This window comes from Hymenobacter sediminicola (genome assembly GCF_014250515.1).
In the GTDB taxonomy this organism is placed as follows: Bacteria; Bacteroidota; Bacteroidia; order Cytophagales; family Hymenobacteraceae; genus Hymenobacter; species Hymenobacter sediminicola.
This window is the reverse complement of the sequence record NZ_CP060202.1, coordinates 3,292,298-3,305,514: the sequence shown is the minus strand read 5'-3', so window position 1 is coordinate 3,305,514 and position 13,217 is coordinate 3,292,298. Positions and strand designations below refer to the sequence as shown.

11 protein-coding genes are annotated in these 13,217 nt (G+C 59.1%); 4 read left to right on the top strand and 7 right to left on the bottom strand.

Going from position 1 to position 13,217, the window contains the following annotated elements:
• Positions 1 to 86 precede the first annotated feature (86 nt).
• The 4 genes from dnaK to H4317_RS14080 form a co-directional block, all read right to left on the bottom strand.
• Positions 87 to 2,042 carry a molecular chaperone DnaK gene (gene dnaK, locus H4317_RS14095; RefSeq protein WP_185887215.1) on the bottom strand — a complete coding sequence of 652 codons (1,956 nt, stop codon included), beginning with the start codon at positions 2,040 to 2,042 and terminating at the stop codon, positions 87 to 89.
• Positions 2,043 to 2,245: 203 nt separating this feature from the next.
• Positions 2,246 to 3,142 (bottom strand): alpha/beta hydrolase, encoded by an 897-nt coding sequence (locus tag H4317_RS14090; protein WP_185887214.1) that lies wholly within the window; start codon positions 3,140 to 3,142, stop codon positions 2,246 to 2,248.
• 50 nt (positions 3,143 to 3,192) lie between these two features.
• Positions 3,193 to 4,104 carry a pseudouridine synthase gene (locus tag H4317_RS14085; RefSeq protein ID WP_185887213.1) on the bottom strand — a complete coding sequence of 304 codons (912 nt, stop codon included), beginning with the start codon at positions 4,102 to 4,104 and terminating at the stop codon, positions 3,193 to 3,195.
• Positions 4,105 to 4,175: 71 nt separating this feature from the next.
• Entirely contained in the window at positions 4,176 to 6,248 is a 2,073-nt protein-coding gene (locus tag H4317_RS14080) for a VWA domain-containing protein (protein WP_260625678.1), read from the bottom strand.
• A gap of 226 nt (positions 6,249 to 6,474) precedes the next feature.
• Here H4317_RS14080 and H4317_RS14075 point away from each other — a divergent pair, with 226 nt between their 5' ends.
• Entirely contained in the window at positions 6,475 to 6,957 is a 483-nt protein-coding gene (locus tag H4317_RS14075) for a hypothetical protein (protein WP_185887212.1), read from the top strand.
• A gap of 8 nt (positions 6,958 to 6,965) precedes the next feature.
• On the opposite strand, the gene H4317_RS14070 is transcribed toward H4317_RS14075, so the two are convergent.
• Positions 6,966 to 7,640, bottom strand: coding sequence for a YiiX family permuted papain-like enzyme (locus tag H4317_RS14070; protein WP_260625677.1), 675 nt, complete (start codon positions 7,638 to 7,640; stop codon positions 6,966 to 6,968).
• 135 nt (positions 7,641 to 7,775) lie between these two features.
• Positions 7,776 to 8,525, bottom strand: a complete 750-nt coding sequence (gene fabG / locus H4317_RS14065) for a 3-oxoacyl-[acyl-carrier-protein] reductase (RefSeq protein WP_185887211.1) — start codon at positions 8,523 to 8,525, stop codon at positions 7,776 to 7,778.
• Between the two features lie 152 nt (positions 8,526 to 8,677).
• Here fabG and H4317_RS14060 point away from each other — a divergent pair, with 152 nt between their 5' ends.
• A complete protein-coding gene (locus H4317_RS14060) occupies positions 8,678 to 9,922 on the top strand; it encodes a geranylgeranyl reductase family protein (protein ID WP_185887210.1) in 1,245 nt (414 codons plus the stop codon).
• Positions 9,923 to 10,084: 162 nt separating this feature from the next.
• On the opposite strand, the gene H4317_RS14055 is transcribed toward H4317_RS14060, so the two are convergent.
• A complete protein-coding gene (locus tag H4317_RS14055) occupies positions 10,085 to 10,816 on the bottom strand; it encodes a tetratricopeptide repeat protein (RefSeq protein ID WP_185887209.1) in 732 nt (243 codons plus the stop codon).
• Between the two features lie 231 nt (positions 10,817 to 11,047).
• Here H4317_RS14055 and lpdA point away from each other — a divergent pair, with 231 nt between their 5' ends.
• Positions 11,048 to 12,442, top strand: coding sequence for a dihydrolipoyl dehydrogenase (lpdA, locus tag H4317_RS14050; RefSeq protein WP_185890052.1), 1,395 nt, complete (start codon positions 11,048 to 11,050; stop codon positions 12,440 to 12,442).
• A gap of 189 nt (positions 12,443 to 12,631) precedes the next feature.
• Positions 12,632 to 13,099, top strand: a complete 468-nt coding sequence (locus tag H4317_RS14045) for a hypothetical protein (RefSeq protein WP_185887208.1) — start codon at positions 12,632 to 12,634, stop codon at positions 13,097 to 13,099.
• Positions 13,100 to 13,217: the final 118 nt, after the last annotated feature.

The window sequence follows — 13,217 nt, the reverse complement described above, 5'->3', positions numbered from 1 at the left end:
AACAAAAAGAGGCCCGAAGCGCATTGCCTCGGGCCTCTTTTTATGTCGCTTGATCAACCTGATTGTAACTCAGGGATAGATCAGGCCTACTTCTGGCCGTCTACTTCTTCGTAGTCGACGTCCGTCACGTTGTCGTGCGGCTGGCCTTGCTGGCCGTTGCCACCGGGCTGGCCGGCACCACCGAAGGGGTTGCCACCGTCAGCACCAGGCTGGCCGCCTTCGGCACCGCCCTGGGTAGCGGCATACATTTCCTGCGAAGCCGCCTGCCAAGCCGTGTTGATGGCTTCCATGGCCGTATCAATCTGGCTGATGTCTTTGCTCTCGTGGGCCTTTTTCAGGTCAGCAAGGGCATTATCAACGGCCGTCTTGTTGCCGGCGCTCAGCTTGTCGCCATACTCTTTCAGTTGCTTTTCCGTCTGGAAAATCATCGAGTCAGCAGCGTTGATCTTGCCGATACGCTCGGTTTCGGCTTTGTCAGCGTCAGCATTGGCCGCCGCCTCGTTGCGCATCCGCTCGATGTCAGCATCGGTGAGGCCCGACGAGGCTTCGATGCGGATCTTCTGCTCTTTGCCTGTGCCTTTGTCCTTGGCCGATACGTGCAGAATTCCGTTGGCATCAATGTCGAAGGTTACTTCGATTTGCGGAACACCGCGGGGTGCTGGCGGAATCGAATCGAGGTGGAAGCGGCCGATGGTGCGATTCTGCGAAGCCAACGGACGCTCGCCCTGCAGCACGTGAATCTCAACCGAAGGCTGGTTGTCGGAAGCCGTGGAGAACGTCTCCGACTTCTTGGTAGGAATCGTGGTGTTCGACTCGATGAGCTTGGTCATCACGCCGCCCATTGTCTCGATACCGAGCGACAGAGGGGTTACGTCGAGCAGAAGCACGTCTTTCACCTCGCCAGTCAATACACCACCCTGGATGGCAGCGCCCACGGCCACTACTTCGTCGGGGTTAACACCCTTGGAAGGCTTCTTGCCGAAGAACTTCTCTACCTCCTCCTGAATGCGCGGAATGCGGGTCGAGCCACCTACCAAGATTACTTCGTCGATATCGGAAGTGCTCAGGCCGGCGTCTTGCAGCGCCTTCTTGCAAGGCTCCATCGAGCGACGCACGAGGTTATCGGCAAGCTGCTCGAACTTGGCGCGGCTCAGCTTCACTACCAAGTGTTTCGGGCCCGAAGCGGTAGCCGTTACATAGGGCAGGTTGATTTCAGTTTCCGTCGACGACGACAGCTCTACTTTGGCTTTCTCAGCAGCTTCTTTCAGGCGCTGGAGGGCCATAGCGTCTTTGCGCAGGTCGAGGCCTTCATTTTCACTGGCGAAAGTCTCGGCCAGGAAGTTGATGATAACTTGGTCGAAGTCGTCGCCGCCGAGGTGGGTGTCACCGTTGGTGCTCAGTACTTCGAATACGCCATCACCCAGTTCGAGGATGGAGATGTCGAACGTACCACCACCAAGGTCATACACGGCAATCTTCTGGTCTTTGTGCTTCTTATCGAGGCCGTAAGCCAGGGCGGCGGCAGTCGGCTCGTTGATGATGCGCTTCACATCGAGGCCGGCAATGGCGCCAGCTTCTTTGGTAGCCTGACGCTGGGCGTCGTTGAAGTAAGCAGGCACCGTAATAACAGCTTCCGTTACAGGCTGGCCCAGGTAATCTTCGGCGGTCTGCTTCATTTTCTGCAGTACCATGGCCGAAATTTCCTGCGGCGTGTACTGCCGGTCGCCGATTTGCACGGCCACCGTGTTGTTGGCGCCTCTTACCAATTGGTAGGACACGTTTTTCGCTTCTTCGGTCACTTCACCGAAGCCGCGGCCCATGAAGCGCTTAATCGACTGGAGCGTGTTGGTGGGGTTGGTAATGGCTTGACGCTTAGCGGGGTCACCTACTTTACGTTCGCCTTTACCGTTATCGAGGAACGCCACGATTGAGGGAGTCGTGCGGCGGCCTTCGCTGTTCGGAATTACCACCGGCTCGTTGCCTTCCATTACGGCCACGCACGAGTTGGTGGTGCCGAGGTCAATACCGATTATTTTGCCCATTTGACTGGTTATTGTTAGGAGTTGGAGTGTCAGATACTAGGTGCGAATGACTCGCATCGGGGGAATTACAAGACGCGTACCAGCCCCTGAAAAAGCCTTTTTTCGTGACAGATTGTCACTTTGCGAGAATGCCAGGGAAAAATCTGCGACGGACTGGCTTTTACGGAAATTCGGCAAGCGGGATATGCTGACAGCAGGGCAGGCTACTGCTGGCCTAGGTAATCCTGAATCGTTTGTTCCCACAGCGCCTTATGCTTCCACCAGTATGGCTCGTGGCCGGAGCGCGGGAAGTCCTGCCGCTGCTTAGGGCCGCGCAGGGCAGCATAAATGGCATCGGTTTCGGAGCGGGTTACACGCGGGTCGGCTTTGCCCCACAGGAGCAGGGTGGGAGTAGAGGTGCGCGCAGAGTAGGCAGTGGCGTCGAGGTCGAAGGCCCAGAAGTTGTTTTCCAGGCCGCCCCAGAACACCAGCAGGTTGGCCATCGGGAAGGACGGGACGTGCATGGAGCGGAAGCGGCTCTGGGCAGTCTGCAGCATGGAGCCATAGGGGCATTCTAGCACGTTGGCAGTGGGCCGCACGCCCAGCTCCGCTTCTGCTCGCAACGTGGCCACGGCGCCCATAGAATTGGCATAGATATATACCGCGCCGGGTCGCCGCTGCAGCCAACGCATAACGGCGGCTACGTCTTCCGCCTCATGGTAGCCCACGGTGCAGATGTTGCCCGCCGAGCCGCCATTACCGGCAAAATCGGTGAGTAGTACGTTGTAGCCGAGGCGGCGAAAGGTGGCGGCTTCGGTCAGAAGCTTGCTTTTGGAGCTGATGTAGCCATGAAACAGCGCCACGGTGCCCCGCGGCTCCGGCACGGCGCTATACCACGATTCCAGCCGTCCGTTGGGACTGGACAGGTACAACGTAACGTACGGAAAGTCGGGGCGGGCCTGATTGGCAGGCTTAGGGTTTTTGATGCCGGTCAGCAGCACCCACAGTTTCTGCGGTGCCGTCAGCTGCTCGGGGTTGTCGGTGTGGGGGCCGGCTTCCACCACGAAGTGCGTAAAGCGCCACGCGTGGAAAGCCGCCACTACGTTCATTGCCAGAAACACTATGCCCAGGAGCAGTATTGCCTGCCGCCAGCGCGGCATCCGGCCTGCCACTAGCCGCGCCCGCCGGAACGTCCGCCGCCTGCCGGGCCCGGCTTGCGGCCCGCGCCACGCCCCGCCGACTTAGGGCCAGGCTTGCTGCCGGTTTTGCCCGGAATGGAGTTGCCAGATGACTTGCCGCCTGCGGGTTTTGCGTTAAACGTGCCGCTGCGGCCCGCGTCGCGGCCGCCGGTACTGCCCGCGTTTTTGGCGCTGCCCTGGCCGCCAAAGCCGCCCCGGTTGTAGCCGCCAGCGCTATTCTGGCCGCTTTTGGCGGATGCTGGCCGGACGCCTCCGGGCCAGTATTCGGTGCCTTTGTTGGGCGTTTTGAAGGTGCCGGCCGCGGCCGTCTGGGCGGCCATGTCTTCGCGCAGGGCCTGCACTTCGTCGGTGGTCAGCTCGCGCCATTTGCCGGGTTGCAGCGCCCCTACTTCCATGTCGGCAATGCTAGCACGCACGAGGCGCAAGGTAGGGTAGCCCACGGCGGCCGTCATCTTGCGCACCTGCCGGTTCATGCCCTGCGAAATGCGAATCTGGACCCAGCTGGTAGGAATGTTGGCCCGGAACCGGACTGGTTTGCTTCGTTCCCAGAGCTGAGGGGCATCGGAGAGCAGCGCCACCTCTGCAGGCGTGGTGTAGCCGGTTTTCAGGTCTACGCCGCGGCGCAGGTTCTCCAGCGCTTCTTCAGTCGGAATGCCTTCTACCTGCACCCAATACGTTTTCGGCACCTTAAAGCGTGGCTCCGAGAGGCGGTGCTGCAGCTGCTTGTCGTCAGTGAGCAGCACGAGGCCTTCGGAGTCATAGTCGAGGCGGCCAACCGGGTAGATGTTGGGTACGGCCACGAAATCCTTGAGCGTTTGCCGGCCGGCTTCGTCGGTAAACTGGGTGAGAACTTCGTAGGGCTTGTTGAGCAGAATGTAGCGCATGGCGCAAAGGTACCAAGAAGCCGGCCCGATGTAGCATCAACTTTTAGCCGGCGCGGAAAGCCGCATCTAGGCTACACGCTGCCCGAATACTTACGCGTCGCCCATTCGCCCGTAACCAGGGTCAGAATCAGGAAGAACAGCCACTTCAGATTGATGAGGTCTTTCAGGTCTTCCTGCGCGTAGATTATTGGCTTGTAGTCGGCCTTCAGGATGTCGTCGGTCAGCTGCTGAAACTGCTGCGGATAGTAGAGCCGTGAGCCGCTGCGCCGAGCCAGCTGGTAGAGCAGGTTGTGGTCGGCGCGGCTTTGCAGGGCTTCTAGCTGCTGCTCCTGCACCAGCACTTCGCCGCGGTCCTGCTGTGCCTGCCCCGAAAGCGTGGCGCGGGCCGCGTAGCGGTAGAGTCCGCCCGGCAACGAGCCCAGGTGCAGCGGCGCGCCATCCTCAGCATTGGTGTAAGTGAAGGTGCGGGTCTTCTGCTGCTCGTCGGTGAGCGTAAGTGTGATTTGCTGGCCGTAGATCCGCTCGAAAATGGCGTTGTAGGTTTCGGCCGCGAAGGTCACGTCGTCCTGGCTGCTGAAGGCATCCTGCGTAGGGTACACGTCGAGGCGCTTCTTGTTGGCATTCTGCGTCAGAAGCTGCAGGGTGCGGTTCACCATCCGGTCGTAGGCCTGGGGCTGGTCGTTGTGCTCCACGGCTTCCTGCAGGCGCCACTGCCAGCTGCCATCCGTGAGCAGCGTAGCCTGGCGCTGCTGCGGCGAGCCGCCAAATATCAGCAGCGGCTTCTGGGTTTTGAGGCGGCCTACCTGCTGAAACAGCGCCGCCTCGGCCCCGCCACCCAGCCGGTAGTCGCCAAATGGCACTGGCGCGGGCGGATAGGATGCAAAGCGCCGTTGCGCGTCTTCTTCAAACGAAAACCGCGAAAAACTCGGGTTAAGTACAGGCGTCACGTCGTCGGTCTGGCTACCGCGCGGCTGCACCGTAAGGCCGGTTCCAAGGGCATTGTAGGCGTTGAAATCAGACTGTGCGCCCAGCACGTAAAGCGCCGGAATTCGGCGGCTGCGCACCTGAGCCAGCACTTCAGCGCCTTCGCCGGTGCGGGCCGGTAGCTGGTGCAAAATGGCCACATCGTAGTCCTGGCCGGCTTTCAGTGGGCTGATGCCGGGCAGATACGTAATCAGGTCGAAATTGTCGTTTTGCTGGATGGCCGCGCGCAGGGCTTTCAGGTCGGGGTGTGGGGCGGCGCCGGCCAGCAGCACGCGCAGCTTGCCTTTCACTATTTCGATGTAGGCAAACTTGCTGTTATTGAGTGCCGTGAATTCGCCAGCCTGCTGCTCAATTACCACTTCGTAGCGGCGCTTGCCGGGCGCTGGCGCGACTACCGTGAACGTGGCTTTGGTGCGCCGCCGGCCTGCCGGCAACGCTACTCGCTGCGTCTGGAGCACGCGGCCGTTTTCGCGCAGCTGCACCACAGCCGTGCCGCCCGCAAAACCGTCGTAGCTGATATCGGCTTCGATAGGGAACCGGTTGCCGCTAAACGCGACACGGTTATAGTTTAGAGCAGGCAGGCTCAGATCCTTCTTTGGTATCGTGTCGCCGACGGCTACGCTGTAAATCGGGAAGCTGAACTCGGAGTAAGTCGGCGACTGGCCCTGGTTCACGATGCCGTCGGAGAGCAGTACCACGCCGGCTAGATTGCGCCCGTCGTAGGTTTCGCGCACGCTGTTGAGCAGGCCGTTGAGGTCAGTGGCCGGAGCCGTGAAGCGCAGCGAGTCGGGGCGGGCAACAGGGCCGCCCAGCGGGCGAGTCTCCACCTCGAAGCCTTTGGCCCGCAGCGCGGTTTCTAGCTGTTGCAGCCCAGTGGTAGCTTGCTGCAGCACCGACGCCGGCGTAAACAGCCCCACCGACTGCGAGTTGTCGACGGCCAGCACGATGGTGGGCTTTTCGGTGGTATTGCTGGTGGTTTTGATGAACGGGGAGAGGAGCAGGAAGCAGAGCAAGCTCACGACCACAAAACGCAACGCGGCCAATCCGTAGTTCAGGCCCCGGCTCCAAGGCGCCTTCGCCGAGTACAGCAGGGCCGCATAGCCTGCACCCACCAGCAGGCACAGCAGAATCAACCAGGGAGAAGCAGCGACAGAAATCAAAGACGAGAATAGTATCAGTGGGAACCCAAGAACTCCTAACCAAGGTGGGAAGTTGCTTGCTTTGGGCCATGCATCCCGAATAACGGGTTATGCGGCGAAGTTAGGGACTTATGGCCGGGGCCGGAAGCTCCCGACATCAGCAGACCGATAGGTTCTGCTGCATTCCGGATATCTTGGGCACTGGTTGAGCCCCGTCTTGCTTGCTCTATGCTTCAATGCTTCTCGAATGAAAAAGATATATTTCTTGCTGTCAGTGGGTTTTGTTTTGCTTCAGGCCTGCCAGAGCGAAGCACCTAAGGAAACAGTGGTAGAAGCCAGCCCGCAGGAAGTGCAGCCCGGCCCGGTAGTGAGCGACTCCCTCACCCGCCAGCAGTTAGAAAAGATAGATTATCTGGTTACTTCCTTTCGGGAGGTGGACCCCAGTAGCCGGGAACAGTGGATAGCAGATTTTCAGAAGGACCAGAACCCGGACAAGGAAATCGACATTCTGACCACCGTTGCGAATGCCTACAATGCGTACTGCACCGGCAAAAACCTGGACCTAGAAACCAAGAAGGAAGTATTTGGTGTGCTCATCATGCGTTCCTCCGCACCCGAGGACGTAGTACTGCAGCAACTGCCTCTAAAGCATCTGACCCCAGAGCAGGCAAAGCAGGTGATGCAGGCGTATGGCTTGCCTACTACCCCCATTCGGGTGACGGAGAAGTAGTTGTTAGTCTACCGTATCTCTACCAACTCCGGACTTTCAAACATCCGCACCGGCGAAATCACCAGTTCATCAAGTGGAAGCTGGCGGCCGTACCGCTCGCGCAGTTTGGCCTGCACAGCAGGGTGGGAGAGGTCAAACTCACGTAGCCGTTGCAGCTGGCCAATCTGTCGGCCGGTCACCTCCTGGTAGACTTTCCACACCAACTCGGAGCAGTATAGCCGCTCGTCGGACCACCCGAAATACAGGTCATAGGGCTTGCCCCAGTAGCGCCGGCCGGCATCTCGGAGGCGGCGCACGACGGTAGGCGTGAGCACCTGGTCGGCGTCGCGCAGGCGCTTCACCACAAAGTGTTGATTTTTGCCGCGCGCAATCCACTGCTCCATGGGCGTGATGCTCACCGGTTGCACGGCTTCCAGCACCTGCCACTCGCCGCCCTGCCGCAACAGCATGCCGCAGTGGCTGTAAGGGGAGTGAGTGGCCAGCTGGATGGCCTGGCTCTGCGCCGACTGCGAGGTCTGAAAAATCAGGTCGCCTTCGTGCAGCTTCAACGACAGTCTCAGCGTAGTAAGCTCCGCCTGCATTCGTCCGGCGGGGCGCTGTATTAGGCGCTTTATGTGCGGGTACATTCCATACGCCACTACCAGTAGCAGGACCACAACCAACAGGCTACGCTTACGATTCATGGCAGAACAGAAAAAAGCACTTCATGCTGCGTTTATCGAAATGGCTCCACCGCTTCAGTGAGCTGATTGAGTAGCTCACAGTGTGTATTTCGATAAGCGCAGCATGAAGTGCTGTCGTCAATAAAAGCGACTGATTTACGTCAGCATGCCGCCATCCACCTGCAGTACTTGCCCGGTGATGTAGCTGCTGTCGTCGGAGGCGAGGAAGGCGGTGGCTTTGGCCACGTCTTCGGGCGTGCCGCCGCGCTTCAGCGGAATGGCCTTGCGCCACTCGTCCACCTGCTTGGGGTCGAGGGCATCGGTCATTTCAGTTTCGATGAAGCCGGGCGCCACCGCATTGCAGCGGATATTGCGCGAACCCAACTCCAGCGCCACCGACTTCGTGAAGCCGATTATGCCCGATTTGGACGCCGCATAATTGCTCTGGCCCGCGTTGCCTTTGATACCTACGACCGAGCTCATGTTGATGATGCTGCCAGCTTTGGCGCGCATCATGGGCTTGGTGGCGGCTTTGGTCAGGTTGAACACCGATTTCAGGTTCACGGCCAGCACTTGGTCCCACTGCTGCTCGCTCATGCGCATCAGCAGGCCATCCTGCGTGATACCGGCGTTATTCACCAGAATATCCAGCTTGCCAAACTCCGCCACCACATCTTCTACCAGCTTCTCAGCTTCGGCATACACCGAAGCGTCGGAGCGGAAGCCCTTTACCTTGGAGCCGTGCGCGGCGAGTTCTTCTTCGAGCTGCTGGCCTTTCTCTACGCTTGAGAGATACGTGAAAGCTACCTGAGCGCCCTGTTGGGCAAAATATACCGCTATTGCGCGGCCGATTCCTTTGGAAGCGCCCGTAATGAGGGCCACTTTTCCGTCGAGCAGTTTAGTCATGCGGCGAAGATAGGTTTTTGGATTTGGGTTGGTAGTATTCGGGATGAATAGACGAGCTGAACACGCAGGAGTGCAGGCAAGTTGCCATCTTCGTGGCTGAATTCCGGTTTTTGCAGACAAAAAGCCGAGAATCAGCTCTTAAAAATCAACTCGTGCTCGAAACCGACATCTGCATTCTGGGGGCCGGCCCTGGTGGCGCCACTGCCGCGCTGCACCTCGCCAACGCCGGCCAGCCCTGCCTGCTTCTGGACCGCGCCACTTTTCCGCGCGACAAAGTGTGCGGCGACGCCCTCAGCGGTAAGGTGCTGGTCGAGCTAAAACGGATTGATGCCACGCTGCCCGCCCGCCTGGAAACGCTGGCCACGCAAATACCCAGCTGGGGCATCGACTTCTACGCGCCCAACGGCCGCAAGCTCACGGTGCCATTCAAGTACAACTACAATCCGGCCACCGACCCGGCCGCCGGCCACATCAGCAAGCGGATTGACTTCGATAATTTCCTGATTGAAGAAGTACGCCAGCGTCCGGAAATTGACTTTCGGGAAGGGGTGGAGGTAGTGCAGCCCGAGCAGCAACCTGATGGCCGTTGGCTTCTAAAAGCCGCCGATGGCACTCCTGTAGCCCTGGCGCGTCTGCTGCTCGTGGCCAACGGGGCACAGTCGGGGTTTGCGCGCCAGATTGCCGGACACGCGCTGGAACCGGCCCACCATTGCGCTGGGCTGCGCGCTTACTACCGTGGCGTGCGCGGCCTGCACCCCGACAACTTCATTGAGCTGCACTTCATCAAAGACTTCCTCCCCGGTTATCTGTGGGTGTTTCCGCTGCCCAACGGCGAGGCTAACGTGGGTGTGGGTATGCTTACGGAAGCCGTATCAAAGAAAAAAGTGAATCTGCGGGAGCGGCTCTCGGAAATCCTGGCCACGCACCCGGCCTTGAAAGACCGATTTGCTGAGGCTGAGCGGCTGGGACCAGTGCGCGGCTTTGGGCTGCCGCTGGGCTCCAAACGACGCGTCCTGTCGGGCCCAAGCTACCTGCTGCTCGGCGATGCTGCGTCGCTCATCGACCCGTTTACCGGCGAAGGTATCAGCCACGCCATGGTGTCGGGAAGGCACGCCGCCGACTGGGCCGGGCGGGCACTAGCAGCCCAGAATTTCGCGCCGGCTTTCCTGCGCGGCTATGATACTGCCGTGTATAACCGCCTGGGGCAGGAGCTACGCTTGAGCCGCGCCATGCAGAAGCTGCTCGACTATCCGTGGCTGTTCAACTTTGTGGCCAACCGCGCCGCCCGCAACCCCACGCTGGCTGAAACCCTCTCCATGATGTTCCTGGACCTGGATATGCGCGCCCGGGTGCGTCAGCCAAGTTTCTACCTGAAGCTGCTGTTTGGGGGAAAGTGATGAGGTGATGGAGTGAATAGTGAAAGGTTGATGGGGCGGAAGGATGAAAGCAGAACGTCATTCCGAGCTTGCCGAGGAATCTCGCTAGCGTAGTAATCATTAGGTTTACCACACTAGCGAGATTCCTCGACAAGCTCGGAATGACGTTTTTTTACCCCATCACTATTTCCCGGCGTAGCGGCGCAGACTTTTCACAGCGGCAGGGTTGAGTTGAGTCGCTTTTTCGAGGTCAGCTTTGGCCTCGTTAGGCTTGTTAATAGACGAGAAGCTGATGCCGCGGTACTCGTAGGCGTCGGCGTAGGTGGGGTCCAGCTCAATAGCCTTGGTGAAGTCCGGAATGGCGGTTTTGAATTGGAACATCTGCATGCGCGCCGCGCCCCGGCCAAAGAAGGCTTCCTTGTCAGCAGGGTTGTAGCGGGTGGCTTTGCTGAAGTCGGAAATGGCCGCCGTGTATTGCTTCAGCTTGAGGCGGTTCAGGCCTCGGTTGTAGTACACTTCGGCGTTCTTGGGCTGCAGGCGAGCGGCAAAGTTGTAGTCGGCAATGGCGTCGTTGTAGTCCTTGAGGTGGCTTTTGGCCTTGGCGCGAGTCAGCACAGCATCAAAGTCGCGGGGTTTGCTGGCCAGCGTGGCATCGGCTACCTTAATAGCCTTGCGGTAGTCGGCGCTGGTTTTGGGAGCAGCCGCTTCCACCGAAGAAGGTGCTTCGGGTAGCGTTACGGTAGAAGCCGAAAGAGCAGTGCCGGTGCTGTCGGCGGCGCGTGGGGTAGCTACTTCTTGGCGCATGGCACGCTGGGCAGTAGCAGTAGGCTTATCGGTTTCGACGGTGGTAGCACACTGCGAAAAGAAAAGCAGGCTGCCGGCAATGGAGAGGAGAGATGCGTAACGGTGAGTCATGGCAAGAGAGCGAAAAAGAATGCAATAGGCCGTAAAAAGCCAGTCGGGCCTTCTACGGCAGCGCTACCAGAACGGATATACGGTGGCAAGAATTTATGCCTGTTGCACCCGGCGGCGCACACAAAAGCAGGCAGGTTGGCGAGTTGCGCCGCCTGCCTATCTTTGCCGAGCCCCACCAATGGGGTCCGTGCCCGGCGCGGGTTTCCCTATCTCACCCTCAAGTACAACAACATGGCATTGCAATACGACCTGGTCGTTGTCGGCAGCGGCCCCGGTGGCTACGTGGCTGCTATCCGGGCTTCGCAGCTTGGTCTGAAAGTCGGCGTTATCGAGCGGGAGTCGCTCGGCGGCATCTGCCTCAACTGGGGCTGCATTCCTACCAAAGCTCTGCTCAAAAGCGCCCAGGTGTTTGAATACCTCAACCACGCCGCCGATTATGGCCTCAAAGCCGAAGGCGTGGGCTACGATTTTGACGCTGTTATCAAGCGCAGCCGCGGTGTGGCTGATGGCATGAGCAAGGGTATCAACTTCCTGTTCAAAAAGAATAAAATCGACGCCCTGATGGGCACCGGCAAGCTGCTGGCCCCCGGCAAAGTGGAACTCACCAAAGCCGACGGCACCAAGGAAACCGTGGAGGCCAAGAGCATCATTCTGGCCACCGGCGCCCGCTCGCGCGAGTTGCCCACCATGCCCGTCGACAACAAGAAAATCATCGGCTACCGCCAAGCCATGGTGATGCCCGAGCTGCCCAAGCGCCTCGTGGTAGTGGGTTCCGGCGCCATCGGCGTGGAGTTTGCCTACTTCTACCGCACCATGGGTTCGGAGGTGACGGTGGTGGAATACCTGCCCCGCATCGTGCCCGTGGAAGACGAGGAAGTGAGCCGGCAGATGGAAAAGTCGTTCAAGAAAATCGGCGTGAACGTGCTGACCTCGGCCGAAGTGACCAAGGTGGACACCAGCGGTGCCGGCTGCACCGTGACCGTGAAAACGGCCAAAGGCGACCAGCAGATTGAGTGCGACGTGGTGCTGAGCGCCGTGGGCGTGCAAACCAACCTCGAAAACATCGGTATCGAAGAGCTGGGCATCAAGGTGGAGAAAGGCCGTGTTATCGTCGACGACTTCTACCAGACCAACGTGCCCGGCATCTACGCCATCGGCGACATCGTGCCTGGCCCCGCGCTGGCCCACGTTGCCTCAGCCGAAGGCATCATCTGCGTCGAGAAAATTGCCGGCCACCATCCTGAGCCGCTCAACTACCAGAACATTCCCGGCTGCACCTACGCCTCGCCAGAAATTGCCTCAGTAGGCCTCACCGAAGCCGAAGCCAAAAAGCAGGGCTATGACATTCTGGTGGGCAAATTTCCGTTCTCGGCTTCCGGCAAAGCCTCGGCCGCCGGCGTGAAAGACGGCTTCGTGAAAGTCATCTTCGACAAGAAGTACGGCGAGTGGCTGGGCGCCCACATGATTGGCGCCAACGTAACCGAAATGATTGCCGAAGTGGTAGTTGCCCGTAAGCTGGAAACCACCGGCCACGAAATCATCAAGGCGGTGCACCCGCACCCCACTATGAGCGAAGCCATTATGGAAGCCGCCGCCGCCGCTTACGGCGAGGTGATTCACCTGTAGTAGAGCTTCCCCTCTAGTGGAAATACACAGAGCCCTGACTCCTAAACTGGTCGGGGCTTTGTGTGATGTATCTGGCTGATTTTATGTCATACAACCTTAATGCCTTACTGTCACCTACTACGTCACTGCCTCCTACTGTTGCTGCTCACACTGCTTGGCTTGGGCACAGCGGCGGCCCAAATTCCAGTCTTGGAAAAACGGGAGCTCCTAGATGGCCGCATAACGCTGCTGGTGCCCGCGGGCTTCAAGCCGATGAACAAGGACATGCTGGCTCTGAAATACCCCGGCAACAAGCCCCCGCAGGAAGTGCTGACCGATGAGCGGGGCGCTACCAACGTGGCTTTTAACTGGACGCCGGTGCAAGCTACGCAGACTGATTTGTCCGCTATTGAAGGAGCTTTTTATGCCTCAAGGCTGCGGCAGGACGACATCGTGTGGTATAGCCATGGGGTCAAAACCATCAACGGCCGCCAAGTGGGCTACCTGGAAATGCTGACTCCCGCCCCAGATACTGAAGTATATAACTTGCTGTTTTTTACGGATCTGGAAGGTCGACTTTTGCTGGTGACATTCAACTGCGTAAAAAAGGATATGGAAGCCTGGAAAGCCAATGCCCATCTTATCTTGAACTCGCTGCAGGTGATACCTAAGCCTTAGCCTGTCATGTCGATTCGGCCTCACAAAAAGTCCCGCTCCGGTAAGGAGCGGGACTTTTTGTGAGGCCAGAGGCCGCTATTATGCGGTTTGACGGGCAGGCTATACCTTGGGCCGACTT